At 40.6% G+C, this 25,800-nt stretch carries 22 protein-coding genes and 2 pseudogenes; 16 read left to right on the forward strand and 8 right to left on the reverse strand.

Annotated elements, in window-relative coordinates; genetic code table 11:
• Positions 1–88: 88 nt before the first annotated feature.
• Entirely contained in the window at positions 89–2,398 is a 2,310-nt protein-coding gene (locus ACR42H_RS11575; RefSeq protein ID WP_436376272.1) for an ATP-dependent DNA helicase, read from the forward strand.
• A 17-nt stretch (positions 2,399–2,415) separates the two neighbouring features.
• Here ACR42H_RS11575 and ACR42H_RS11580 read toward each other — a convergent pair whose 3' ends face one another.
• Positions 2,416–3,042, reverse strand: a complete 627-nt coding sequence (locus ACR42H_RS11580; RefSeq protein ID WP_436376274.1) for a YczE/YyaS/YitT family protein — start codon at positions 3,040–3,042, stop codon at positions 2,416–2,418.
• 330 nt (positions 3,043–3,372) lie between these two features.
• Here ACR42H_RS11580 and ACR42H_RS11585 point away from each other — a divergent pair, with 330 nt between their 5' ends.
• From ACR42H_RS11585 to ACR42H_RS11595, 3 genes are all read left to right on the forward strand, one after another.
• Entirely contained in the window at positions 3,373–5,340 is a 1,968-nt protein-coding gene (locus ACR42H_RS11585) for an LTA synthase family protein (protein ID WP_436376276.1), read from the forward strand.
• A 129-nt stretch (positions 5,341–5,469) separates the two neighbouring features.
• On the forward strand, positions 5,470–5,799 hold the full coding sequence (locus ACR42H_RS11590) for a four-helix bundle copper-binding protein (protein WP_113883886.1): 330 nt from the start codon (positions 5,470–5,472) through the stop codon (positions 5,797–5,799).
• Positions 5,800–5,987: 188 nt separating this feature from the next.
• Positions 5,988–6,587 (forward strand): YdhK family protein, encoded by a 600-nt coding sequence (locus ACR42H_RS11595; protein WP_436376278.1) that lies wholly within the window; start codon positions 5,988–5,990, stop codon positions 6,585–6,587.
• Positions 6,588–6,626: 39 nt separating this feature from the next.
• On the opposite strand, the gene ACR42H_RS11600 is transcribed toward ACR42H_RS11595, so the two are convergent.
• From ACR42H_RS11600 to ACR42H_RS11610, 3 genes are read right to left on the reverse strand one after another with little or no spacing between them, the layout of a single operon-like run.
• On the reverse strand, positions 6,627–7,187 hold the full coding sequence (locus tag ACR42H_RS11600; RefSeq protein WP_436376280.1) for a TVP38/TMEM64 family protein: 561 nt from the start codon (positions 7,185–7,187) through the stop codon (positions 6,627–6,629).
• Between the two features lie 3 nt (positions 7,188–7,190).
• On the reverse strand, positions 7,191–7,868 hold the full coding sequence (locus ACR42H_RS11605) for a response regulator transcription factor (protein ID WP_113883883.1): 678 nt from the start codon (positions 7,866–7,868) through the stop codon (positions 7,191–7,193).
• A complete protein-coding gene (locus ACR42H_RS11610; RefSeq protein ID WP_436376282.1) occupies positions 7,846–9,240 on the reverse strand; it encodes an ATP-binding protein in 1,395 nt (464 codons plus the stop codon). Before ACR42H_RS11610 ends, ACR42H_RS11605 begins: the two co-directional genes overlap by 23 nt.
• Positions 9,241–9,401: 161 nt before the next feature.
• Between ACR42H_RS11610 and ACR42H_RS11615 the strand changes: the two genes are divergently transcribed.
• From ACR42H_RS11615 to ACR42H_RS11635, 5 genes are all read left to right on the forward strand, one after another.
• Positions 9,402–9,635 carry a group-specific protein gene (locus ACR42H_RS11615; protein ID WP_113883881.1) on the forward strand — a complete coding sequence of 78 codons (234 nt, stop codon included), beginning with the start codon at positions 9,402–9,404 and terminating at the stop codon, positions 9,633–9,635.
• A 139-nt stretch (positions 9,636–9,774) separates the two neighbouring features.
• Positions 9,775–10,479 carry a helix-turn-helix transcriptional regulator gene (locus tag ACR42H_RS11620; protein WP_436376284.1) on the forward strand — a complete coding sequence of 235 codons (705 nt, stop codon included), beginning with the start codon at positions 9,775–9,777 and terminating at the stop codon, positions 10,477–10,479.
• 71 nt (positions 10,480–10,550) lie between these two features.
• Positions 10,551–11,213 (forward strand): L-serine ammonia-lyase, iron-sulfur-dependent subunit beta, encoded by a 663-nt coding sequence (gene sdaAB, locus ACR42H_RS11625; protein ID WP_436376286.1) that lies wholly within the window; start codon positions 10,551–10,553, stop codon positions 11,211–11,213.
• Positions 11,214–11,247: 34 nt separating this feature from the next.
• The gene (gene sdaAA, locus ACR42H_RS11630) at positions 11,248–12,123 is read left to right on the forward strand and encodes an L-serine ammonia-lyase, iron-sulfur-dependent, subunit alpha (RefSeq protein ID WP_113884089.1); all 876 of its coding nucleotides are present in this window, start codon (positions 11,248–11,250) and stop codon (positions 12,121–12,123) included.
• 114 nt (positions 12,124–12,237) lie between these two features.
• Positions 12,238–13,365 (forward strand): thermonuclease family protein, encoded by a 1,128-nt coding sequence (locus tag ACR42H_RS11635; RefSeq protein WP_436376288.1) that lies wholly within the window; start codon positions 12,238–12,240, stop codon positions 13,363–13,365.
• A gap of 190 nt (positions 13,366–13,555) precedes the next feature.
• Here ACR42H_RS11635 and ACR42H_RS11640 read toward each other — a convergent pair.
• Together ACR42H_RS11640 and ACR42H_RS11645 are read right to left on the reverse strand one after the other, a co-directional pair.
• Positions 13,556–14,054: pseudogene (locus tag ACR42H_RS11640) on the reverse strand (cytochrome P450); the annotation flags it as partial.
• Between the two features lie 270 nt (positions 14,055–14,324).
• Positions 14,325–14,555: a hypothetical protein gene (locus tag ACR42H_RS11645; RefSeq protein WP_243856082.1), complete on the reverse strand. Its 231-nt coding sequence runs from the start codon at positions 14,553–14,555 to the stop codon at positions 14,325–14,327.
• 165 nt (positions 14,556–14,720) lie between these two features.
• Here ACR42H_RS11645 and ACR42H_RS11650 point away from each other — a divergent pair, with 165 nt between their 5' ends.
• From ACR42H_RS11650 to ACR42H_RS11660, 3 genes are all read left to right on the forward strand, one after another.
• Positions 14,721–15,677, forward strand: coding sequence for a Gfo/Idh/MocA family protein (locus ACR42H_RS11650; RefSeq protein WP_436376290.1), 957 nt, complete (start codon positions 14,721–14,723; stop codon positions 15,675–15,677).
• A gap of 193 nt (positions 15,678–15,870) precedes the next feature.
• Positions 15,871–16,590 carry a YebC/PmpR family DNA-binding transcriptional regulator gene (locus tag ACR42H_RS11655; RefSeq protein WP_436376292.1) on the forward strand — a complete coding sequence of 240 codons (720 nt, stop codon included), beginning with the start codon at positions 15,871–15,873 and terminating at the stop codon, positions 16,588–16,590.
• A gap of 357 nt (positions 16,591–16,947) precedes the next feature.
• A complete protein-coding gene (locus ACR42H_RS11660) occupies positions 16,948–17,139 on the forward strand; it encodes a hypothetical protein (protein WP_113883874.1) in 192 nt (63 codons plus the stop codon).
• Between the two features lie 53 nt (positions 17,140–17,192).
• Here the strand turns inward: ACR42H_RS11660 and ACR42H_RS11665 are convergent, their stop codons facing one another.
• Positions 17,193–17,789, reverse strand: a complete 597-nt coding sequence (locus ACR42H_RS11665; protein ID WP_436376294.1) for a class D sortase — start codon at positions 17,787–17,789, stop codon at positions 17,193–17,195.
• Positions 17,786–18,970 (reverse strand): processed acidic surface protein, encoded by a 1,185-nt coding sequence (locus ACR42H_RS11670; RefSeq protein ID WP_436376296.1) that lies wholly within the window; start codon positions 18,968–18,970, stop codon positions 17,786–17,788. Before ACR42H_RS11670 ends, ACR42H_RS11665 begins: the two co-directional genes overlap by 4 nt.
• Positions 18,971–19,327: 357 nt before the next feature.
• Between ACR42H_RS11670 and ACR42H_RS11675 the strand changes: the two genes are divergently transcribed.
• The 4 genes and pseudogenes from ACR42H_RS11675 (at position 19,328) to paaB (ending at position 25,798) form a co-directional block, all read left to right on the forward strand.
• A complete protein-coding gene (locus ACR42H_RS11675; protein WP_436376298.1) occupies positions 19,328–22,714 on the forward strand; it encodes a hypothetical protein in 3,387 nt (1,128 codons plus the stop codon).
• Positions 22,715–23,120: 406 nt separating this feature from the next.
• A pseudogene (locus tag ACR42H_RS11680) lies at positions 23,121–24,428 on the forward strand (phenylacetate--CoA ligase family protein).
• A gap of 34 nt (positions 24,429–24,462) precedes the next feature.
• Positions 24,463–25,422 (forward strand): 1,2-phenylacetyl-CoA epoxidase subunit PaaA, encoded by a 960-nt coding sequence (gene paaA, locus ACR42H_RS11685; RefSeq protein ID WP_436376300.1) that lies wholly within the window; start codon positions 24,463–24,465, stop codon positions 25,420–25,422.
• 25 nt (positions 25,423–25,447) lie between these two features.
• Entirely contained in the window at positions 25,448–25,798 is a 351-nt protein-coding gene (gene paaB, locus ACR42H_RS11690; RefSeq protein WP_436376302.1) for a 1,2-phenylacetyl-CoA epoxidase subunit PaaB, read from the forward strand.
• Positions 25,799–25,800 lie beyond the last annotated feature (2 nt).

Consider the following 25,800-nt stretch of genomic DNA (forward strand, 5'->3'; position numbering starts at 1 on the left):
AAGGGTCATTTCTTTATATTGCAAATCTTTCTTATCAATAGAACGTATGTGCTATAATGTAGAAATAATAAACTAAGGAGCCGTTTCAATGGATAATAAGATAAAAATATCGGTTAGATCGTTAGTTGAATATGTTTATAAAAGCGGCAGCATTGAAACAGGCTTCCGTTCTGCAGTGCCGCTTTCAGAAGGAACCAGGATTCATCAGAGAATCCAAAAACTTTATGGGGAAGAAGATCAAAAAGAAGTGTACCTGCAAGAAGCCTTAACTTTCTATCACCTCGACTTTCAGCTTGAGGGCAGGTGTGACGGGCTTCTCATCAGAAATGAAGAACACATTATCGATGAAATTAAGTCTGTTTCCCTCCCGCTATCTGAAATTGATGAATTTGCTTATCCTGTCCATTGGGCTCAGGCTAAATGCTATGCTTTCATGTATGCAAAAGATCATAATCTTCCAGAGATGAGGGTTCAAATAACCTATGTACAATCTAAAACAGATGAAGTGAAAAGATTTCAGCAAAGCTATTCTTTTCGTGAACTTGAAGAATTTATACTTTACCTTCTGGAATCCTATTTTCCATATGCTGACTTGAGGGTTCAGCATCAACAGGAATTAACAAAGAGCATACAAGAATTGGCTTTTCCTTTTCCTGCCTACCGAAATGGCCAGAGGAAATTTGCCGGGGCAGTTTACAAAACCATTGCAGAGGAGAAAAACTTATTTGCCAACGCACCTACAGGCATTGGAAAAACAATTTCTACTCTTTTTCCAGCATTAAAAGCCATTGGAGAAGGCCATATTCAGAGAATCATTTATGCCACAGCTAAAACCATTACCCGTCAGGCTGCTGAAGGGGCCGTTGCCATTATGGGGGATGGCGGATTGAATCTTAAATCGGTCACAATTACGGCCAAGGACAAAATTTGCTTTAAGGAAGAGACCAATTGCCAAAAAGACAGCTGTGAGTTTGCCAATGGATATTACGACCGGATCAACCATGCCGTACTTGACCTCCTGAAGAAGGAGAACATGATAACCAGAAAAACAATTGAAAATTATGCTATGAAGCATAAAGTCTGCCCTTTTGAATTTTCACTGGACGCTGCATATGCCGCTGATGCCATTATCGGTGATTATAACTATATTTTCGATCCGAGGGTCTCACTTAAGCGACTGCTTGAAGAGGAGAAAAAGAAAACGGCGCTTCTGATCGATGAAGCGCATAACCTTGTGGACCGGGGAAGAGAAATGTATTCAAGTTCCCTGGAAAAATCAGCATTTCTTCAATTGAGCAGAAGCTTTAAGGGGAGGGACAAAGGGATTCATACTAGCGCAAAACAGGTTAATGGAATTTTTATTGCATTAAAAAAGAAATGTGGTGAAAATCAGGAAGTCGCAGAAAAAGATCCCCCTGAAGAGCTTTTTGAGGTTCTTGAGGAATTTGTTCAAAATGCCGAAAACTATTTGGGGCAAAACAGAAGCAATACGGATGAAGAATTGCTGGAGGTATTCTTTGCTGCTCAGAACTTCATCAGAATAGGCAAACTGTATGATGAAAGGTTTGTAACTTATATTCAAAAGCAGAGGAATGACCTGATCATCAAGTTATTTTGCCTGGATCCATCGAATCTTCTGCGTAAGGCCAGAAAAGGTTATAAGTCGGCTATCTTTTTTTCCGCTACTTTAATGCCTCTTAACTATTATCTGGACATGCTTGGCTTTCAAGAGGAAGATTATATTGTTTCCGTTCCTTCCCCATTCTCCAAAGATCAGGCCAAGGTCTACATTCAGCCGCTTTCTACCAGATACCGTGACCGGGAAGGATCTATCGAACCGATTGTCAGCACGATTAAGGACATGCTAAAGGGACAGAAGGGGAATTACTTGATCTTCTTTCCATCCTATCAATATATGGAGAATGTTTATGAAAGGTTCTCCCATGAGGAAATGCACGTACATACAATCATTCAAAAAACGGGAATGGATGAAGAAGAAAGGGAGGAGTTTCTGGATGCATTTCAGCCAAATGCTTCCGGAACTCTATTGGGATTTGCCGTCATGGGCGGGGTTTTTTCAGAAGGAATTGATTTGCAAGGAGATAGGCTGAATGGTGTTTTTGTGGTTGGTGTGGGTCTTCCCCAGATCGGGTTTGAACGTGATATGATGAAAGCTTATTTCCAGCAGCAAGGGAAAAACGGCTATGATTATGCCTATACTTATCCTGGAATGAACAAAGTTCTTCAGGCAGGGGGCAGGCTAATTCGTTCTGAAAACGATACAGGAATGATTGTCTTAATGGATGACAGGTATGTACAGGCAAAGTATCAGGCCCTGCTGCCTGATGAATGGAAGGATTCCATTTTGTTTAAGAAGTTAAAACATCCTGCCCGGTAAGAGCAGGATGGGGGTAATCATTTGGTAATAAGCGGGCCTTTGGGCACCTGCATTTTTTCGAGCGTTCTTTCGAAAACCGGGTAAAAGAATTGTACAACCAGACCAAGTGTTAATGTGACAACTATCGTTCCTACACCGATTGCACCTTTGAATAAGAATGCAAGCAGCAGGGCAAAGCTTTCGCTGATAATCCTTGAATTTCTTAAATTCAATCCAAATCTAGTGTGAATGGCCACCATCAATGTATCCATCGGACTAGCCGGGAATTTGGCCTGCAAATAGATGGCCACTCCCATTCCCATCGAAAGGATGCCAAAAAGCAATATGGATGACTGACCCGCCAATGTTTGCGGGGAAAGGTCACCAAAAATAACGAGAAGCCAAAAGTCAATTAGTGCGCCGATAATCAAGATGGAAATGGCTGCAAGGACTTCAGGCTTTTTTTTCATTAAATAAGCATTTATAAAAATGAGTGCGACTCCATTAATAAAAACAAAGGTGCCAACTGTTAAGTGAAACATTTGAGATTCACCTACAGCCAGGGCATCCCATGCAGAAGCTCCAAGGTTTGACCTGATAATTAGGGCTACACCCATAGTCAGTATCAGCATCCCGATAATAAAAAATAAGAAACGTTCTTTCATGAAGATTCTCCAATCATCTATGTTTAATTATTAGCTTGGCCCTTTTTAAGATCAATACTCCTGCAGCACTGAAATTATGAAGGGAAAATTCATTTTATCATCATATTGATTGGGTTAACAGAAAATTATTATAAAAAGTTGTTGGATTTTGCAGGAAAAAGGCGAAAGATATTAAGAAGATATCAGTTTTCATTCATCTGAAACTGTGCTATATTATTTTACATTCATTCACCATTTAGTAATGCTGGCTTTACATATTTTTTACATATAAAAACTTAGCCGCTGCTAAGTTTTTCGCATGTTTACAATTTAAGAGGTGAAACCACACTTATGGGAAAGTTATTTAAATCGCCTGGGAAAGTGGCGAAAAGCAGCCTTGCTGTGTTCTTTCTGACAGTTATCCTTTTTTGGCTAAAAACGTATATAGCCTACCGCATCGAATTTAATTTAGGGATCAATAATGACATACAGCGATTTCTGCTGTTTTTGAATCCATTAAGTTCTACATTGGTATTCCTGGGATTTGCTTTGTTTTTCAAAGGAAAATGGCAATCGGGCATGCTTATTGGCCTGAATTTATTTTTATCTTTCCTGCTTTATGCAAATGTCGTTTATTATAGATTCTTCAACGACTTTATTACAGTTCCCGTACTAATGCAGGCAAAAGTAAATGGGGGGCAGCTGGGGGACAGTGCTCTTTCTTTAATGTCTCCATGGGATATTTTTTATTTTACTGATACACTTCTGCTTCTTTTCCTGGCAGTCAGGAAATGGTACAAACCAGGAAAGAAAATTAGCCGTAAACCTGCACTGGCTGTTATCGCTGCAGGAATCATAGTATTCTTCATTAATCTTGAGATAGCCGAGAATGACCGTCCGGACTTGCTTACACGTTCCTTTGACCGCAATTACTTGGTGAAATACCTTGGAGCATACAATTTCACCGTATATGATATTGTACAAAATGCCAAGTCTGCCAGCCAAAGGGCTCTGGCGGATAATAATGATGTAACTGAAGTGGAGAACTATGTGAAAGCCAAGTATTCACCTCCGAACCCTGAATACTTCGGAAAAGCTAAGGGCATGAATGTTATTTATGTATCCATGGAATCTCTGCAGACCTTTATTATTGACTACAAGCTGAATGGAAAAGAAGTTACTCCATTCCTGAACTCACTTGCACACAGCGGCAAGACATTTTATTTTGACAATATTGTGAATCAAACCGGACAGGGAAAGACCTCTGACGCGGAGTTCATCATGGATACATCGCTATATCCAATGTCACAGGGAGCGGTATATGTAACAAAAGCGCAAAATACCTTCCATGGCACACCTGCTATCTTAAAGTCTCAAGGCTATACTTCAGCAGCTTTCCATGGAAACTACAAGACATTCTGGAACCGTAACGAAATGTATAAAACCATGGGCTATGACAAGTTTTTTGATGCTGAGTATTACAATATGAGCGATGAAAATACTAAGAACTACGGGTTGAAGGATAAACCGTTTTTCAAGGAATCCATGTCGATGCTGACCGGTCTTCCACAGCCTTTTTATACAAAATTCATCACTCTATCTAATCACTTCCCCTTTAAAATGGATGAGTGGGATACTGATTTTCCTACTGGCGAAACGGATAATGATGTGGTTAACCACTATTTCCAGTCGGCGAATTATATGGACCAGGCACTCCAGCAGTTCTTTAATGATTTAAAGGAGTCCGGGCTGTATGATCAAACAGTCGTTGTTCTGTATGGCGATCACTACGGAATTTCCGAAAACCACAATGAAGCTATGGCGGAAGTAATCGGAAAAGAAATTACACCATTTGAATATGCCAAGCTTCAAAGAGTGCCAGTATTCATCCATGTACCAGGAGTGGATGGCGGCATTGTCCATAATGTTGGCGGACAGGTGGATGTGCGTCCGACATTACTTCACCTGCTGGGCATTGATACAAAAAATCACCTGGAAATGGGATCAGATCTATTATCAGATAAGCACCGTGAAGTAGTCCCGTTCCGAAACGGCAACTTTATTTCCCCTGAATATACACAGATTGAAGAGACCTGTTATTTTACTGAAACCGGCGAAATAGCTGAAGCTAATGCCTGTAAGCCGTTTTCCGAGCAGGCAAAAAAAGAGCTTGAGATGTCAGATAACATTGTTTACAAAGACCTGCTGCGCTTTTATAAGCCGGAAGGATTTATTCCAGTCAACCGAAATGATTACTCATATGTAAAAAAAGAGGTGCCATATAAAGAGGAAAGAAGTGGGCCGGGTATACAGAAGTAATATTTAGGAGCAGAGAATAACTCTCTGCTCTCTTTTTTGCATGCGGAATATATGCAGAAAATATGCAGTTTACTAAAAAAATGCAGGGGTAGAGTATATTTGTAAAGAGATAAAAGGAAGGATGATAAAATGTATAGCCAATCTTTTGAAGAATGCATCCAGGCTTGTTTAGAATGCATGAAAGCCTGTAATGTATGCTTTGATGAATGCTTAGCTGAAGAGGATGTTAAAATGATGGCGGATTGTATCCGCCTGGACAGGGAGTGTGCAGAAATCTGTGCCTTTGCAGCAAAGGCGATGCAGTCAAACAGCCCTTTTGCCAAGCAAATTTGCACCCTATGTGCAGAGATTTGTGAAGCATGTGGAAACGAGTGCAATAAACACGACCATGGCCACTGTCAGCGCTGTGCTGAAGCATGCTTTAAATGTGCGGAAGAATGCCGTAAAATGGCTGCTTAATTAAACTGACTAAACAGACATCCAGCAGGGTGTCTGTTTACCATTTTTATTTGCCAAAATTGGCTCAGAATAAATGTACATATTTTCAATTAGTAAAGGGAAATTAAATAAGCCTTTTGTAAGCCTGTTCCATAATTTCTGCACAATTTATTGCCATACTAACAACATGAAGAAAAGGAGGAATAGATATGCTGACAAGAAAAAAATTCGCCATCTGGTTTGTTTCTTTGGCTGCAGTATTAACTTTAACTGCATGCGGCGGAAATGACGGGGACACTGAACAGGAAGGTGCCAGCAAGGAAGAGAGCACAACGAAAAATGAAAGCAACAGCCATTCAGGAGCCCATTCAGGCATGGACCATTCCGGCTCCGGAGAAGTCCCTGAAGGTATAAAGGAAGCAGAGAACCCTAAATATGAAGTTGGAAGCAAGGCCTTCATTACAGCAGGACATATGGAAGGGATGGAGGGAGCCGAAGCAATAATTTCAGGTGCATACGATACAAACGTATATACGGTCTCTTATACACCAACTACCGGAGGTGAAAAAGTTGAAAATCATAAATGGGTAGTTCATGAAGAGATTGCAGATGCAGGAGAGGAGCCATTTAAAGAAGGCGACGAGGTAACATTAAATGCAAGTCACATGAAGGGGATGGAAGGAGCAGCTGCCGAAATCGATTCTGTGCAGGAAACAACTGTCTATATGGTTGACTTTACTACAGCTGACGGGCAGGAAGTAAAAAACCACATGTGGGTAACAGAAAACGAGCTTTCTCCTTCTAAATAAATAGAAAATGAAAGAGCTTATCTGCCTAAGATAAGCTCTTTAACTTAATTTATAACTTTTATATAAATAGTAAACCAAAAAGAAGAAAGCAGCTAAAAGGAATATGGCTATTTGCAGCTCCATATTAAATTTTAGTGCATGTGAAACCGCAAAGGCTTCAATAAACAAAGCAGGTATTTTTCCTATGGTGCTGGCAATGCCAAAGGGCAGAAGCCTCATTTTGCTGTATGCTGCTGCCAGTGTGACTGCGCCTGATGGGACAAACGGCAGGACTCTCAGCAAAACTACCATGAAATAGGCAGCTGGCCCTTCCATATTCCTCAGCTTAAAAAATAATTTGTTATTCTTAAGCTGAGGAAAAGAGGAGGTAAGCTTGGTGAGTCCTTTGCGATAAAGAATGAAACTTATAATTGCTCCGGCAGCTTCTCCGATGATTAATAGGATTAGCCCCAATTTCAGATCAAAAGCGGCAACTGTGCCCGCAGTAATAAATGCACTAGGGAGGAACCCCGTTATCGCCGCAGCAATGTTCATAGATATGCTAAAAAAAGCTGCCAATATCGGTACATCTGAAAGCCATCCGATGATATTAGTAAACATCCATTAATCCTTTCCGGCCCATTTATAGCCCAAACCCCAGACAGTCGTCAGATACTCATCTGCAGGAAACCCGGCTTTTCTTAATTTTTCCCGTAAATTTCTGACATGAGAATCGATGGTGCGGTCTTCGATTGACACTCCATAGCCCCATACTGAGCCTATTAAATGCTCACGTGAAAAAACTCTGTTCAGGTTTGAGAGGAACAGGCTTAACATTGAAAACTCTTTGGGAGTCAAAAGGATTTCCTTATTTTTATAGGAAAGCTCATAAGAATCTTCTTTGAGTTCCAGCCCTTTAAAGGTTTTGGTTTTTCCATCTTTTTTGCTTCTTCTCAGAACTGCTTCAATCCTTGCGGATAATTCCTCTTCATCGAATGGCTTTAAAATATAATCATCTGCTCCGATGTTCAATCCCTTTACAATGTCAGGCTTTTCGCTTTTGGCAGTAAGCATGATGATGGGAATATCCCAATATTTTTTTATTTCCTCGCATACTTTCCATCCATCCATTTCAGGCATCATAACATCCAAAAGAACGAGATCTGCAGAACGGGTTTCTAAGTAAAGCAAGGCATCTGAACCTGAAGCCAATTTAATGCAATTGTAGCCGCGTGGCGTTAAGTATAAAGAAATTAGATCAAGCATTCTCGTTTCATCGTCAACCAAAAGTATTGTTTTCACATTCCGTTTCTCCCTTAAAAACAATTTCAAATTCTGTTCCGTCACCTTCTCTGCTGCAGACAGATATAGTCCCTCCATGAGCATGGACAAGTTCCTTAACAATGGCGAGTCCAAGACCTGTTCCTCCAAGAGCTCTTGCCCGTGATTTATCCACTCGGTAAAATCGATTAAAAATAAAGGGCAGTTCCTCCTCAGAGATCCCTCTTCCGGTATCATTTATATTAATGATGACATGTTTCTTGGTCCTGCTTATATTAATTGTTGTTTTATCTCCAGGTGAGGAATACTTAATGGCGTTATCCAAAAGATTAAATATGATCTGTTCCAGCCTTGATGCATCCGCAGATATGGTAATTGATTCAAGACAATTAACAGACAGCAGCATGCCTTTTTCGGTGAAAGCCGGTGAGAATTTTGTTTCAATTTTTTTCATAAATTCCTTCAGATCAATAGGTCTTTTTTTTATGTCAAAGGTATTTTTATCGATTCTAGCCAAATCGAAAAGATTTTTAACCATATCTGAAAGCCGGTTGGTTTCCTCCAGGATTATTGATAAATACTGACTTCTTTCTTCCGGGCTCAGGTCCCGCTTCTGAACTATATCAGCATAGCCCTTTATATAAGTAAGAGGAGTGCGAAGTTCGTGCGATATGCTGGATAAAAATTCATTTCGTTCTTCTCTGAGGTAATTCAGGTCACCCGCCAATAACTGAATGGACCGTGCTAAATCCCCAAGTTCATCGTCACCGGTTTTAGGAAGGGAAACTGAAAAATCACCGCTGCTTATTTGTGAGGTGGCTTCCTTCATTTTAATCAGTGGTTTTGCCAGTGCCTTTGATAAAAAGATGATGATAGTAATGGTGAAAATGACAGCAATGAACCCGGCGATTAAAAATTGTTTATTTAATCGTGAAATTAACGACTGAATCCAGGCTGTATCCTGAAACATATATACATGGCCAATCAGCACTCCATCCTGTTCGATCGGGCTGACTGTTGAGATATATTCTTCTTTTTTCCAATTGTCCTCAATGGTTTTGCCTTTCCTTATTGAAGATGTAATCGGCCTTTCTATGTACCTTTGGATCAAACTGCTATCAACAGAAGCACCAAGGATCTCTTTATTCGAATTTGTAATGACTACATCTGTATTTGCTTCAGATTCCATCAGAGCCACGTGTGAAATCGTATTTTCATCAAAGTGCTTTTCAAGAATAGCACGGTGTGAATTGCCGCGTGTCTGCAGAGCTATAAGCTCTTCCTCCACACGAGATTCAACAAGGGTACTATGTAAAAAGAAAAACATAATTGTTTCAAGCCCGAAAAGGATCAGAAAGAACAGCAGGCCAAGCTTCATGGAAAGTTTACTCAAAGAACTCACTCATTTCAAATCAATTACTTCTATTATAGTTGAAATGTTTGAAGAAACTATGCAGAAGAGGTATATGTTTTAATAGGACTGTAGAAGGTAAAATAGAATAATGATTTATCATAATGAAAAAAGCAAGTAACAGTCATACAGGAGGTTTTTTTATGAGTGAATGTAAATTGGATCACACACCGGAAGATGTACAAAATAAGTTTGAACAGCAGAAAGATTTTCTGCCGGACGATATGAGTTCTTTGTTTCAATCTTTTTTTCAGGAGGAACATACACAGGATATTTTAAATGAGGTATTCCATTTGCTGAAAAAATTTGATCTTGCTTCTGAGGAGGAACGAACTGAGAGAGTCAACAGGCTTTATCTTGTATTAAAAAATGTATAATATAGAATTGCCGCATCTGATTTTGCTGCGGCAATTTTTTTATGTAACTTACAATTTTTTTGTAGCTATTAAAATTTTATTTTAACAATCTATGTTTTTATGTTAATATGAAATTATAGAAATATAGAGCAGTATAATAATGAAAGCGATTTCACAAAAGGGAGTGACAAAGTTGAAGGAATGCCATAGACCTGTTTTTGACCTGGCAATCCGGACAGCAGATATGCTAGTTCGAATGTTTGGTTCCCGCTGTGAAGTGGCAGTGCACGATTTCAGCGACTTAAAAAAATCGCTTATTCATATTGCAGGAGATATAACGGACAGGAAAATCGGCTCACCCATCACAGATCTTGTTTTGAATGAATTAGCCAAACATAAAAACGAAGTTAATGATATAGCCAATTATAAAACACAATCCAAAAAAGGGAATGTCATGAAATCATCCACGATTTTTCTCCGTGATGATGAAAATAAAGTAATTGGTGCATTATGTCTTAATTATGATATTAGTCTGCTCATGCATTTTGGAGGAGAAATTGAAGAGTTTATAAGCTTTGATGAACATTCTTCTAAATCGGAGACCTTTTTTAATTCCGTCCAGGATGTTATTCACGAGATGGTGGATCAGGTACTTCAAGGTTTTAGGAAGGCACCTTCATTGATGACGCTAGAAGAAAAAGTTGAATGTGTCCGCCAGCTTGAAGATAAAGGGACATTTCTCATTAAAGGGGCAACTGATTATGTTGCAACTGTGCTTGGAGTTTCCAAATTCACCATTTATAATTACCTGCAGAAAATCAGAACGATTAATGAGCTGCAGCCCGAAGCTGTGGAGCATAAATAAAAAGCTTGCTGCTGTAATTTTCATTGCAGCTATCTGAATTTAAAGACCTTAAACGTAAAGGGGCATAAAAAATGAAATACAGATCTGCGTTTGATATTATTGGTCCGGTTATGATCGGACCATCAAGTTCACATACAGCCGGAGCTGCACGCATTGGGCGTGTTGCCCGGACTCTTTTCGGAAAACAGCCGTCCAAAGCCGAGATTTCTTTATATGGTTCTTTTGCAAAAACCTATAAAGGACATGGTACGGATGTTGCCATTATTGGCGGAATCCTCGACTTTGATACTTTTGACGAGCGGATTCCTTCTGCCCTTCAATTAGCTGAAGAAGCAGGGATTGAAGTCATTTTTACAGTTGAAGATACCGTTACAGACCATCCTAATACTGTAAGAGTCAAGCTTACCGAAGGAGATCGTGATCTTGAACTTGTAGGAATATCCATTGGCGGCGGAACAATTGAAATAACCGAACTGAATTCCTTTGAACTTAAGTTATCTGGTGAACATCCTGCCATTTTAGTTGTTCATAACGATCAGTTTGGAGTTATCTCCGCTGTTACAAATATTTTATCAAAGCACCAGATTAATATAGGACATATGGAAGTTTCACGTAAGGAAAAAGGAAAAATGGCAATTATGGTCATTGAAGTGGATCAGAAAATCGGCCATGATGTGATGACAGAGCTTGAAGGGCTTCCGAATATCACGCAAATTATCAGAATGGTTGACTAATAGTTAGCTGGTCATCAGGAGGGAAAGTCTAATGTTGTTTAGAAATGTTGCTGAGCTTGTTGAGCTCGCTGAAAATAAAGGTGTAAAAATTGCTGAAATCATGATTCAGCAGGAGATAGAAGTAACTGGTTTAACTCGTGACGATATTATCGCTAAAATGGACCGCAATCTGACTGTGATGGAACAGGCTGTCGAGAGGGGACTGAAAGGTGTTACGTCTGTTACGGGTTTGACTGGCGGTGATGCAGTCCTTCTGCAAAAGTACATTCAGAGCGGAAAGGCTTTATCAGGAAATATTTTATTGGATGCTGTCAGCAAAGCGGTTGCAACCAATGAAGTGAATGCAGCCATGGGTACAATCTGTGCCACCCCTACAGCAGGTTCGGCTGGAGTAGTGCCGGGTACATTGTTCGCTGTAAAAGAAGTTCTCAATCCAACACGAATGGAAATGATAGAATTTCTGTTTACTTCAGCAGCATTTGGTTTTGTGGTGGCAAACAATGCCTCCATATCCGGTGCAGCAGGAGGATGTCAGGCTGAGGTAGGGTCTGCAAGCGGCATGGCGGCAGCATCTATTGTAGAAATGGCAGGCGGGACACCAAAACAGGCTGCTGAAGCTATGGCAATAACACTTAAAAACATGCTGGGCCTTGTTTGTGATCCAGTTGCCGGACTAGTAGAAGTTCCATGTGTTAAGCGAAATGCCATGGGAGCCTCCAACGCCATGACAGCAGCAGACATGGCCCTCGCCGGAATTACGAGCAGAATTCCATGTGATGAAGTCATCAACGCAATGTATCTTATCGGGCAATCCATGCCTTCAGCACTCAGAGAAACAGCTGAGGGAGGACTGGCTGCAACGCCAACAGGAAGAAGACTGCAGGAAGAGATTTTTGGGAAAAAACAGTAATTTAGTTTATTGGCTTATTACACCAATTCTTTAGTGAATTGGTGTTTATATTTATGCAGAAAAAAGTTATGCTAATTTAGGATAATTTTTTAAAAAGGGGAGAGAAAAAAGAGTTTGAAAGTTATAAGATGGACTATTTTCACTATTGCTATTGTGTTTATGCTATTACTGGGAATTGCAGCTCCTGCCGCATTTATTGGGTTAGCTATTTTTTTAATTGGATTATATTTAAATAATCAGTACCGGAAATATAAGATAAATTTCAAAAGATCCGGCTGGATTATGGCTGCTGGCTTTGTGTTATCCATTTTTTTAGCAACTGGAGATTCAGATGCAACAGAAACTGTACATGTGCCTGAGAAAGAACAAATAGAGACAGATCAGGATGAAGCAGATAAGAAGGCTGAAGAAGAAAAGCTTGCTGAAGAGAAGGCTGAAGAAGAGGAAGCCAAAAAGCAGGCAGAGGATCAGGCACAGCTGGAAGCAGAACAGGAAGAAAAACAGAAACAAAAAGAGGCTGAAAAGCAAAAACAGGAACAGGATCAAAATCAGGCTGCAGAGGGCCTGGGCCTGGAACTAGTTACCGTTGGCAGAGTAGTAGACGGTGACACAATTGAGACATCAGACGGGAGGAAAGTCCGCCTGATTGGAGTGAACACTCCCGAATCAACAACAAGAGTAGAGGAATACGGAAAAGAAGCGAGCCAATTTACCACATCTGAGCTGACTGGCAAGAAAATCTGGATGCAAAAAGATGTCTCTGATACAGACCGGTATGGGCGCCTGCTAAGAATCATTTGGGTGGACATCCCAACAGATGATATGGACGAAAATGAAATACGTGAAAAAATGTTCAATGCACACTTGGTTCTGAATGGTTATGCCGAGCCATCCACCTACAATCCGGATGTAAAATACAGCGAATACTTCAGGGAATTTGGAAGGGAAGCAAGGGAAGCCAATAAAGGGTTATGGGCTCTCGGGGATGAGGGAACAACAAAAGGGGACCTGGATTCTGCAGCAGCCAGCATCTCTTCATCAAGTTCGGGGAATGCCGGCGGCAGCGGGTCGAATGACAGCAGTGGTACAGCCAGCAATTCTGCTTCTGCAGAAGGCAGCAATGAGTCCTACCAAAACTGTACAGAGTTAAGGAAGGTATATCCAAATGGTGTGCCTTCTACACATCCTGCCTATGACTCAAAACATGATAGAGACAAGGACAATTATGCGTGCGAACGCTAATAACCTGCAACTTATATTTAAGTTCAACCGCTTAATAGCGAAATAACCATATTAAGGGGCATCCTGTCATTTTAATAAGCAGGATGCCTCTATTTTTATTTCCTTCTTATATTATCCATGACAAATCCGCTTTCTGGCAATGAAGGCATTCGTGCCAGGCTGAAGCTTAAATTTTGAACTGGATCGCATAAAAATCTTCAGCACGCTCCTCTAATTCCGATTCCTTAAGGGGGACTCCTGCCCACTTGCAGGCAATACGGGTTAATAGCTTTTTCGCCTCATCAAAAAGAACGACATGTCTTGCTCCTTCCCATTTTGGGATTAATGCTTCCCATTCCTGTATGGCAAGCTGGGCGAGCCTTTTTTGATGTGGAGGAGTCATTAGTGACATGAACAGAAGCTTTCTGTGAATATGTGCTTCGCCATCCATCGACTGAATAGCATTTTCCCCAAAAAGTGACTTCTGTATCCTTTTGGGCGCAGCACCTTTACGCTGAAACAGGCTGTTATCATAAAATACGTTTGCAGCTTCTTCTCCGCTTATGCAAAGAACCTTTTCGCCGAGCAGGCGTGCTTCACAGATCAGAGTGGTACTTTTCTGTTCTATTTTTAATGAATAGATACGCTTCCTGTAATAAGGTAAGGCTGTTATCAAGATTTTTGTCATGAGGGATGTTACGGTTATTCATCTATCAATGCTCCTTATCTAAATTGTACTAATCCATTCTTTTAGGCTATTTACTTAATTTCATTTCTTTAAACCTGTTCAGGGTCCATGATTACAATATTAAATATGTAATACAGGAGGGATAAGATAGATTCGGCTGCAGGGAAAATAATAACTGGTTATTCTGCAGGCGCTGGGATCTGCCTGATTGAGGCAGAAAGGAAAGAGTTGCATCATAAAGCTAAAATAGATGAATCCAAAAAATAAAGAACACTGGCTCCTGCCCAGTGTTCTAAGAGGTTCTTTTATGATAGTCATTCAATTTAATAAGGGAACCTCGTTTAATCCAATAATGAAAATTATCTGCCGGGAAAACTCCGCGTCCATTTGACCTGTCCATCTGGATGACAACGCTGTTCTGTGTCACCTCCAGAATTCTAAGTGTTTGGGAACGGTTAAGATTCGGGGCGAAAGTACTTTTGATTTCAAACTGCATATCCTTATCAAGGTTCAACGATGACACCTCCTAATTAGTTAATTATTTTTAATATCCCCATTCATTGTTTTTCTATCCAATTATTGGCCAGCTTTTGTTTATTAACTTATTAGAGAATTTACAACTTTAGAATTTTTATAATAAACTGTATAATTCAATTGAGAACTATGAAATTAAACAAGCAGGTGAAGTATGTTGAAGGAAAAGATTAAAGTTGGATTAATTGGAATGGGTGCTGTAGGGGAAAGGATACTGCGTCAATTTCGGCAGCATGAGGAGTTTGAGATTGCAGCGCTTTGTGATCGAAAAGCCGAACGATTAGATAAATTTAAAACTGAGCTGCCAGATGCGGTGATACATACAAATCATTCCGATCTGCTCAGGGACGAAACCATCAAACTCATCTATTTAGGTGTTCCGCCCAAATGGCATCATTCAATTAGTATGGAAATTATAAAGAGCGGCAAGCATCTTCTTTGCGAAAAGCCTCTGGCCAATTCCATTGAAGAGGCGAAGGAAATGTTTGAAGCTTCTGAAAATGCAGGAATCATCCATGCCATGAATTTTCCAATGGCATACAGCCCAGCCTTTAAAGAGTTTAGGAAAAAGATACAGAATGGTGAACTGGGCGAGATTAAGAAGGTAGAACTGCACCTGCAATTTACACAATGGCCGCGTGAATGGCAGCAGAACGATTGGATTTCCAGCAGGGAACAGGGAGGCTTTATCCGGGAAGTAGCTCCTCACTTTATTCATATGATACAGGATACCTTTGGAGAGCTGCTCAATATCCGTTCTTTTGTGGAATATCCGGATAATGAACATCAATGTGAAACCAGCTTTACCGCATCATTGAAGCTTCCAGGCGGCATTCCTGTTCTATTAAACGGAATTGCGGGAATTGGGCAAAAAGAACATCTGTCTTTTAAGGTTTTTGGTGATAAGGGCACATTGGATATGCAGAACTGGAGTGTTCTTGTACAGAGTACGTCTGAAAACGGCGGAGAAAGATTAAGGCTTGATGAGCCTGAAAACAGTCTGCCAGCGGAACTCCTCAAAGCAATAAGAGGAGATCATGCAATATTGGTTTCCTTTAAAGAAGGGTATCAGGTGCAGAAGGTGCTTGAAAAAATCCTATTAAGCAGCTAATTAGAGGCACATTTGTGTCTCTTTTTTTATTTATCAATACTCGATGCAATCCCATGCTTCTTCTTATGAAACAATACTCGAAAAAATCAGGTGTTTTAATGTATAATAATCAGGTGAGAGTTCTTCCGAGTAAAGAAGACTCTATTTCTAATCATAAATTTCATAGATCCAAAGTTGAAAGAGAGTGGGACATATGGGCCGTAAATGGAACAATATTAAAGAAAAGAAAGCATCAAAAGACGCAAATACGAGCCGTGTTTATTCCAAGTTTGCACTTGAAATATATGTGGTTGCCAAGCAAGGGGAGCCTGATCCGGAAGCAAACCAGGCTTTAAAATTTGTGCTCGAACGTGCAAAAACATATAACGTGCCAAGAAATATCATTGATCGTGCAATTGAAAAAGCAAAAGGCGGAGCGGAAGAAAACTATGATGAGCTACGCTATGAAGGATTCGGGCCTAGCGGATCCATGATAATAGTCGATGCATTGACAAATAACGTAAATCGCACAGCTTCTAACGTACGTGCTGCATTCGGAAAAAATGGCGGGAATATGGGCGTGAGCGGATCTGTATCCTATATGTTCGACTCAACTGCTGTTATCGGCATTGAAGGCAAAACGGAGGAAGAAGTCCTGGAAATCCTGATGGAGGCAGACGTAGATGCACGTGATATTCTGGAAGAAGATGATACGGTAATCGTATATGCAGAACCCGATCAGTTTCATGCAGTTCAGGAAGCATTTAAGTCAGCAGGCATCAATGAGTTTGCAGTTGCTGAATTAACAATGCTTCCGCAAAATGAAGTCACCCTTGAGGCTGATGCACAGGCGCAATTTGAAAAGCTGATTGACGCTCTTGAGGATCTGGAAGATGTCCAGCGAGTTTATCATAATGCAGACCTAGGTGAATAACCGGGAAGAGAAGTCCACTTAATTGCTGGACTTCTTTTTTTGCAAAATAATTTTATTATGTAAACTAATAAAACCAGATTTAAAGTATTATGCATATGGAAGAAAAGAAATTCTGAATCTCTCTTTTGAAAAACTGCTGAAATATATGTGGTTTTGGTGATATCAGCCGATATCTGTCGAATATCATTTTGCTATCAAACGCTATCTCCTTGCCGAATGTAAGTATTGTCCTTAACTTCCCATCGAGAGATACAGTGGAGCTATATCTGACTAATGGAAAATAACTGCAATAGAAATTTCTTTGTTTAAACACTGTGTACACGGGAACATGAATGGGGAAAGGAGAGTTTAGCACACATGAATACGTTTAAGGTTATTTATACTTTTGAAAAAGGTGTTACCGTAACAGAAGAGGTTGAAGCAGAAAATAAATCCGAAGTAATTGGAAGCATTAAAGACCTTGAAGGATTTGTAGAACTAACCTGTACTGAAGGTCACTACCATCGATTTGATTTTACAGATGTAAAGTTAGTCACAATTACAGAATAAATGGAAGGCCAAATACGGCCTCCCTCTAAAAACCCGCCTGGTTAGCGGGTTTTTTATTTTCTTACAAGATCCCCAATGAGGATATACCTCTGTGGTGCATCTCCAATAAAGTCAAAAGGATAGCAGGTTGTGACAGTAAGGGTTGCTCTTGGCTTAGGAACAATTACGGTTCTGTCGTCTGCATCGACGATTCTTATTTTACGAACTTTATAGGTAAATTCACCAGCAGAAGTGTTCACGACAAGCAAATCGCCAATCTCTACTTCTCCAAGTTTGCGAAAGACTGTATCCCGGTGGCCGGAAAGGACTGAATTGTCTTCTTCTCCTGGAAGGACGCTGCCGGCATAATGGCCAACTCCCTTTTCTAACTCATCTTCGTCCGTACCATGGAAGATTGGAAGTTGGGCCGATATCCTAGGTATTGATAGAACGCCCATATCTTCTCCCATTTTAGGACGAACAGTGTATAGGCTATGCTGTTCCGTTTTTTGTTCAGTCTTCACATCTGTTTTTACAGTGATGGAGGGATCTATATGGGCTGAAGTTTTCTGGCTATTCACATATGGCATAAGATTTGAAGCGGCAATCCAAATTCCACCCAAAATAAAAATTAGACCAATAGCTCCTTTTAATGTAAATTTCCTTTTCACGCAGCTCTTACTTTCCGTCTGTGTAAAATGGCAAATCCTATAAGGGCCAGGCCGATGCCTGCTAATACTCCTTCTATATAGTTGCCTGCTGTGTTTGGCAGCTTTCCGCCTTTTACAGTTTTTGAGTGTTTTGAAACAGGTTTGACTTTAGCATGATCCTGCTTTTTAATAACAGTTTCAGCCTGATTCAAATCAGTCACTGTGTCTTCAATTAGCTCTGAACTGAACATCTCAGCTGTAATAATCATATCTGCCAGGAACTGGCCTTCAGTATTATAAAGTTCAATAAGCAGGTCATGGCCATTTGTTTCTTCCAAAGCAACCATTTCAGCTGTTGTTAAATGGGTTTTTCCGCCATCTTTCATAAGATAAAACTCGGCATCAAGCTGGAACAGATCCATCATTTCCTGCATAATGCGGATAAGTTCAGCTATTTCTGCTTCTGTTAAATCCCCGGCACTATCAAACTCGCCAAATGCCATTAAACGGCTTTCAAGGTCCATCATTTTATCAAGCAAGTCAGGGTTCTCGAAATCTAAAGTCATAAAATGTGCAAATAATGCTTCAAGTTCTTCATCGGTAAGATCTATATCTGCGAGTATTTGGTTCATTTCGTCTTCACCAGGCCATTCATCTCCACCCAGATAAATGGAAACCATGATATCAAGGTCCTCAATATATTCGTAGTTTTCAAGGGAGTCATCGTTCTCCTTAAGCAGGGAAATGAGCTCTTCTTTTGTAAGCCCGTAATCATTTAATAGCTGATTAAGAGTTTCGTCGTTAATTTCAGTGCCTGTATATGTTAAAAAAGAAACAGTGGAATCCAAAGCATCAATATATCGGAAAACATCCCGAACATCGTCACTCGTTTCCATTTCTCCATTCTCCGCAAGAAGAGCCGCTAACTCTTCCTCAGTTTCAAAATCATATTCAGCTAAGAGCTGCTGAAGATTTTCTTCCGTAATAGGCTCACCCAGGTATTCGATCATTTCCTCCAACGTATCAAAATCTTCGATATTCATATCCCAAAAATATTCCAGGTGGTCAATTAATCCTTCTTCAGACCAATTAGTTTCCTTCACAAACTCAGCCACTTCATCTTTACTTGGTGCTGCAAGGCTGACAGCCGGAAACAAGCTTAACAATAAGATGGACGCAATAATTATACTTAGTCTTTTCAATGATGGTTCCTCCAAATGTAATAATTTCTAGAATAATATAATGGAAAAAAAATTTTCCGGATAGAATTGTTATTTAATATTTTATTAGATATAATATTTGGATTTTTTTGCAGCAGCAAGGTACGGGTTAAATGCAGGTTAATCAAGGGGTTCCATAAATGGGGTGGGAGAGTTTGGGCCAGAAGCGTGCGGGAAGTTCCTCAAAATACCATTTCTTCCTGTAATTAAATAATATTTATATAAACATCCTTGAGAGGTGAAAAATGCCAAAACCGGGATTGATTAATTAGTTTATAATGTGTAAAATTACACTAATAGAAACAATCGAATATAATTCGATTTAAAAGAGGTGGATCCTTGAAGATCGAAACAGAAAAATATCATCAGAACATATTTCAAGTTGAACTCACGAAATTGAAAGACAAGGATTATATATCATCTGAACATTATGAAATCACCTTGAAAGCCCACCATCAGTACTATCAGGACTTTGAAGAGCTGCAGCAAGTGCAGGTTAAGGCAGCAAAAGCTGCAGAAGAAATCAGACAAAAGCCCATTCAGCCGGCAAAAAAAACGGTGAAAAAGAAAGTATCTCAGGAAGAAGTCCGTGAAAGAAATATTTCCTGGCTGCTGAATGTAGGAGTCATCCTGCTCCTTATTGGCGGACTTTTTGTGGCAACAAGCAATTGGGATACAATGTCAAATTTCATGAAAAGTGCATCTATTGCAGTTGTTTCACTTATTTTCTATGGCTTTGCCTTTATTTCGGGTAAGGTATTAAAGATAGAAAGAACGTCGTTTGCTTTTATTGTTCTTGGGAGTTTATTCTTGCCAATATTTATTTTGTCCATAGGCTGGTTTCAATTGCTTGGACCTTATCTTTCTTTTTATGGGGAAGGACGCTTTGTGCTCGGGGCTGCTGGCAGTTTACTGGTCGTTCCAGTATACAGTATATTTGCACAGAAGCTGGGCTCACGTCTTTTTGTATGGTTTGCTTATATTGCCCTGTCTGCCGGGGCTGGTTATACCTTGGCAGCATTGAAGCTTGAAAATGACAGTTTCTTTCTTGGATTGATGATCTTCAATGCTCTGCTGTCCGCAGCTTATCACCGCCTGAAAAAACAAGCTTCCCTTAAACTGTTTTCGGGAGAATTGATTTACTTTGCTCAAATCAATTTAGTGATCTCTACATTATTGATGCTTTTATTTTTCAATAGCCATGTTTTATACAGTGTGAATATTCTGCTGACAGCAGCCGTTTACTTATCAATGGTATATGTAACAGGCAGGAAGGAGTTTCATTTCGTCTTCAGCTTACTGATTGTCTATGGTGCCTATCAGCTGATTGAAAATACCATTTTAAATTCGGCAGGACCAGTTTTATTTGCGTTTGTAGGGATTAGTTTTCTGTTTGTTCCTAAGGTTATGGATAAGCAATATTCCTGGGATAAGATTTTTAGACTGACCAGTGCAGCGGTTTCCATACTTTCTTTTCTATATATTTCATTGGAAGGTATCCTGTTAATGGCCGGCGAACCATCTGCAGCACTGCTGCTGGCTTATATTATTCTAGCGGTGCAGTTTATATATTTGGCTAATGTTATGGGGAACGGGCTATTTGCTTACCTGGCACCCGTATTTTTAGCCTCTGCTCTATTTGAAATAGTACTAATATTGGATAAAGGCTTTGAGTTCAATAATCTATCTTTACCTGTTTTCTTCATTGGCTTTGTGCTTTTTATAAGTCTCGGGTATCTGCTTAAGTATCCGCTCTTAAAAATGGTGGAATCAAGCTCACGGGATGTGGCAGTTAGTATTATGTTATTTTCAGTTGTGACTGCAGTAGGTTTTCTTGATTGGCTCGCTGCAGGCTCCATGCTATTAATCTTTAGCTTTGTCATGTACCTTATGAACACGGCTGAGAATCGGATTTTTTATACAGAAGCGATTCCCTGGGCCATTCCTTTGTCAATCGGGTTTGCCTTTATGTTTTATGGTGAACATCTGCGAAGCTGGTCAAGCTTTTATCAGAATGAGTTAGGTATGGCCATGAATACCATAATGGCAAGTATTGCCCTGCTTATACTTTATGGCGTTCTTTCGAAGAAAGGGCACAAAGTTCAAGCCGGAAATGTGTTTTTAATCTCATTGGGATTTTATACAATCTCACTATTTACAGCAGCTGCTTTGTCAATCAATGAAGTCTGGATGAGACCCGCAGTATTTATAGGGGGCATTATTATGTATCTTGCCCTTTATCGATTCCATAAACAAAGCTGGATTCCGTTTGTGTCAGCATCGATTTCACTTTTTGCTTACTTTATGATCTTGATTGGTTTACCATTTAACTTTCCTTTTATTAATTGGGTGCAATTGCCGCTAGGCGCATGGATTTTGCTTGGCGCGGCTTTCTATATTTCTAATAAGGACCTTGTCCTGGCAAGAGGGTTCAGCTGGATTGGCCATATTTACATGCCGTTTGCCATGATCCTGACATTTTTTATCTATAGGGATAATAGTATTTGGCCATTCCTGGTCACACTGGCGGTCTATTGGGTCAGTTTCAGGGTTTCTGCTAAAGAGTGGAAGGTAAAGATATTCCTTTACAGCTCATTCTTAACTTTATTCATGGTAATCTTGACGGGCGTGGATCATATATGGGAAGAGAACTTCAGTGAGTATGCCGTTCTTTTAGTCAGCTGTGCTGTATTCTTATTCTGGCTAACCGGAAAAACTCAAGATAAAATGAGAAGTGGTTACTTTCTTGTACCCTGGTCTGTGATTGGGATCCTGTCGTTTTTAACTTCATATCCCTTTGGGTATGTGCCGTTTTTCGTTTCAATTATCTATTCTGCAGGATTGATCGTATATTTGCATAGAACTAAACTTGATCTATTGGCTGCTGTTCCATTGGTATTACTGTATGCGGCAGTACTCAAATTTCTGTTCATTAACGGAATCGCTCCAGATATGAAAATTCTGGTTGTGGCTGGTTCCGGCCTGGCTTCGGCGATCATCGGCAAAATGCTATATGCCAAAATTATAATGAACAAAAAAGCCGATAGCTACACTATTATCTCGCTGGTATTTTTCCTTACCGCCTATCTTTTTCCGGAAGTTTCCCTATGGGCGGAAGTTCTCCCCGGACTCCTTATCAGCGCACTTTTATTTTTACAGAGGGGCAGAATGGCATCCAAATACGTATGGCTGCCTGGGTTGCTGTCGGGAGCGTTATTGATGGAGCCTTATTATAGTTTACTAAAGAATATTGAGCTGCCTGGCCTTTTTATAAGGGAGGCATACGTGCTCCCATGGATCATCCTGATTATTTTTGTCAGGAAAGTACTGAAAGGGCAATACGCAGCACAAACAAACAAAATTCAGTGGGCAGTCCTAATAACGGTTTCCCTGCTGCTTGTACAGGATGGCCTTGCAAGCAATACGGTTTATGATGCGCTCATAGTTGGCACACTCTCCCTGATTTCGATGCTGGCTGGCACCTTCTGGAGAATAAAGTCCTATTTCTTTGTTGGCTCTGGGGTTCTGCTCCTGAATGTACTGCTTCAATCAAGACCTTATTGGGGAAATCTTCCTTGGTGGGCGTATCTTTTAATTGCAGGCTCTATTCTCATTTCTGCAGCAAGCTATAATGAATGGCAGAAGCAAAAGACAGCTAAAGGTGAGGAGCCTTTAATATCTAAATGGAAAAATAGCATAATGAATAAATTAAAAGAATGGTCATAGAAAGTTAACCTAGCCCTCGGGCTGGTTTTTTTTATTAAATCAGATTGTATAAATTTGTACGTAGTTAACGGTCTAGCTCCAGCGCCTACCCCCTCGAGGTCACAAGCCAATCCTCCCAAAAAGGCAAAGAACGCCTTTCCGGAAGGCTCGACTTGTGCTTGAGGCCCACAGGAAGGGGGTCATGCAGACGTTGCCACAGGACGTGGCGTTCTTAGTCTGCGTTCCTTTTGTGGGCAAGGCGCTTCCGCTTTTAAAATAAATGAGTAAATTTTCAGAAAATAAGTTGACTTTTTCCTGTTTACACGGTATCTTTGTGTTAAATATATAACACATATTTCATATTACGATATTTTTACGTTATACAAAATTATTATCCTAATATGATGTTAATCTGGGAGGTCATGTCTTGATTCTGCATGATATCGAAACGGAAAGCCGCGATTTTATAGAACAATTGCAGTTGGACCGGCTCAAGCAGACAGTGGAAAGAGTATTTAATCATGTGCCTTTTTATCGGAAAAAGTTTTTGGAAAGTAATAATACACCTGAAGACGTTAATAGCCTGAATGATATTCAAAAGCTCCCCTTTACTGTTAAAGCAGATTTGCGGAAACATTACCCATTCGGGCTTTTTGCTGTGGATAGAAAAGAAATTGTCCGTCTGCACGCTTCATCGGGAACGAGCTGAAAGCCGACTGTAGTGGGCTACACACGAAACGACATCAAAATGTGGAGCAATCTGATAGCCAGGGCAATCTCAATCGGAGGAGGCGAACCTGGTCAGACACTGCATAATGCTTACGGATACGGTCTCTTTACAGGTGGATTGGGACTGCATTATGGCAGCGAACAGCTTGGCATGGCTACCGTACCTGTTTCTGGAGGAAATACTGACAGACAAATTATGCTGATACAAGACTTTAAGCCAGAAGTTATTTGCGGAACTCCTTCCTACATCCTCAATTTAGCAGAGAAGATGGAAGAGAGGGGAATAGACCCGGCCGATACATCATTAAAGTATGGGATTCTTGGGGCAGAGCCCTGGTCTGAAGAAATGAGGAAAACACTAGAAGCTAAGCTTGGGATTAAAGCATGCGATATTTATGGACTGAGTGAAGTTCTTGGACCAGGTGTAGCCATGGAATGCCATGAATCGCAGGATGGCCTGCACATTGCAGAGGATCATTTTTATGCAGAGGTGATCGATCCGGAAAAAATGACACCGCTTCCAAACGGACAGGAAGGCGAGCTTGTTTTTACAAGTTTAACGAAGGAAGCTTTTCCGGTAATTCGCTACCGAACGGGTGATATCGCCTCCCTTTCTAAAGAGAAGTGTGTTTGCGGGAGAACTACGCTTCGCATGAGCCGTGTGAAAGGCCGCATAGACGATATGCTTAATGTGAATGGTGTAAACGTCTTTCCTTCCGAAATTGAACGGTGCATTCTTCAGATGCCTGAGCTTTCTCCCCACTACCATATCCAAGTGTATAACAAGGGAAGTTTAAAAGTTTTGGAGCTTCATGCTGAATGGAGCGAAGAGTTTTATAGAGATATGGGAGAAGCAGAACATGTGAAAAAGAAGATCAAGGAAGCAGTGAAGCAAAATTGCTTTATTACCATTGGACTTGTTCTCCATCCGCCGAAAACGCTGCCAAGATCGGAAGGGAAAGCTACCAGAATTGTAAATCCGGCAGAGAAAAATGCAGTAACCTGAAGGAATAATTTTTAACTCACTGGGGGTGAATCACATGTCAGAAGCTCTTTTCTTTCAAGAGATGACAGAAGAACAAAAATACGAGCAGTTCATGAAACGAATAAATGCAGGAGAAAAAATTGAAGCGGATGATTGGATGCCCGAAGATTACCGAATGACATTAATCAAATTGATTTCGATGCATGGCATCAGTGAAATTATGGGAGCACTTCCTGAAAAGGAGTGGGTGCCAAAAGCTCCTTCCTTAAAACGCAAGCTTGGAATCATGGCAAAGGTGCAGGATGAGATGGGACATGGACAGCTGCTGCTCCGTGTAGCAGAAGATTTAATGAAGCCTCTCGGCAAAACAAGAGAAGATATTATGCAGGATTTATTCAGCGGAAGACTGAAATTCCACAATGTTTTTCATATGGAGGCTCCAACCTGGGGGGATGCCGGGCTCATCGGCTGGCTGGTTGACGGTGCTGCTATCATTACCCAAACCAATATGCTTAATGCTTCATATGGGCCCTATGCAAGAGCGCTTAAACGGATTTGCGCGGAAGAGGTTTTTCATGCCCAGCATGGTGAAGCAATCATTATGGCGCTGGCAGAAGGAACCGAGGAGCAGAAAGTGATGGTTCAGGAAGCGGTTAACCGCTGGTGGGAAGCGCTGTTAATGTTCTTTGGTCCCGGTGATGCCTCTACTACCGGCACTTCCAAACAGGATACAACGATAAAATATAGAATCCGGACAAAGACGAACGAAGACTTAAGACAGGACTTTTTTACAAAGTATATTCCCCGCGTTCTCTCACTTGGCCTCAAACTGCCGGATGAGACAATGCATTTTGACCAGGATCAGGAGCTTTGGGTCTATAGGCAGCCTGACTGGAATAAGTTCAAGGACATTATTAAAAATAATGGGCCAAAATCTCAGGAGCGACTCGGACTCCGCCGCAAAGCTTATGAGACTAACAAATGGGTGCACGAAGCTCTCAATACTGCAAACTAAACCGTTCAGATGGGAGGGGTCTCCTTTGGGAAACGAAGGATTTTATCAGGAATTCGAAGTCTTTAGTCAAAGAACCGATACCTCGCCTCTGCAATATCAATTTTCCCTGCTGGCACCAAATCGCGAGCTCGCACTCGTCATGGCACAGGAAAATTTTATGAGGAGAGAACCGGTTGCTGATATCTGGATCGTCAAACGATCTGATATCCGGAAGCTGACACGAGAAGAAAAGCAATCACTTCAGCGTCTGGACAACAAAGATTACCGCACGACAAAAGGATACGGATATTTGAAGAAAAAGTGGCGCCACTACGAGCAGGAAATGCTTGATGAAAAGGAAATTCTATCATGGGGAGGGATGAAGAAAGGTGACTGAGC

Origin of the sequence: Cytobacillus sp. BC1816 (assembly GCF_051353635.1) — a bacterium.
Classification (GTDB): domain Bacteria; phylum Bacillota; class Bacilli; order Bacillales; family Cytobacillaceae; genus Cytobacillus; species Cytobacillus oceanisediminis_C.

Bases quoted from the DNA above. Each gene is read 5' to 3' on its own strand.
- ACR42H_RS11575 (WP_436376272.1), top strand. From the start codon at position 89: ATGGATAATAAGATAAAAATATCGGTTAGATCGTTAGTTGAATATGTT.
- ACR42H_RS11580 (WP_436376274.1), bottom strand. From the start codon at position 3,042: ATGAAAGAACGTTTCTTATTTTTTATTATCGGGATGCTGATACTGACT.
- ACR42H_RS11585 (WP_436376276.1), top strand. From the start codon at position 3,373: ATGGGAAAGTTATTTAAATCGCCTGGGAAAGTGGCGAAAAGCAGCCTT.
- ACR42H_RS11590 (WP_113883886.1), top strand. From the start codon at position 5,470: ATGTATAGCCAATCTTTTGAAGAATGCATCCAGGCTTGTTTAGAATGC.
- ACR42H_RS11595 (WP_436376278.1), top strand. From the start codon at position 5,988: ATGCTGACAAGAAAAAAATTCGCCATCTGGTTTGTTTCTTTGGCTGCA.
- ACR42H_RS11600 (WP_436376280.1), bottom strand. From the start codon at position 7,187: ATGTTTACTAATATCATCGGATGGCTTTCAGATGTACCGATATTGGCA.
- ACR42H_RS11615 (WP_113883881.1), top strand. From the start codon at position 9,402: ATGAGTGAATGTAAATTGGATCACACACCGGAAGATGTACAAAATAAG.
- ACR42H_RS11620 (WP_436376284.1), top strand. From the start codon at position 9,775: ATGAAAGCGATTTCACAAAAGGGAGTGACAAAGTTGAAGGAATGCCAT.
- sdaAB (WP_436376286.1), top strand. From the start codon at position 10,551: ATGAAATACAGATCTGCGTTTGATATTATTGGTCCGGTTATGATCGGA.
- ACR42H_RS11650 (WP_436376290.1), top strand. From the start codon at position 14,721: ATGTTGAAGGAAAAGATTAAAGTTGGATTAATTGGAATGGGTGCTGTA.
- ACR42H_RS11655 (WP_436376292.1), top strand. From the start codon at position 15,871: ATGGGCCGTAAATGGAACAATATTAAAGAAAAGAAAGCATCAAAAGAC.
- ACR42H_RS11660 (WP_113883874.1), top strand. From the start codon at position 16,948: ATGAATACGTTTAAGGTTATTTATACTTTTGAAAAAGGTGTTACCGTA.
- paaA (WP_436376300.1), top strand. From the start codon at position 24,463: ATGTCAGAAGCTCTTTTCTTTCAAGAGATGACAGAAGAACAAAAATAC.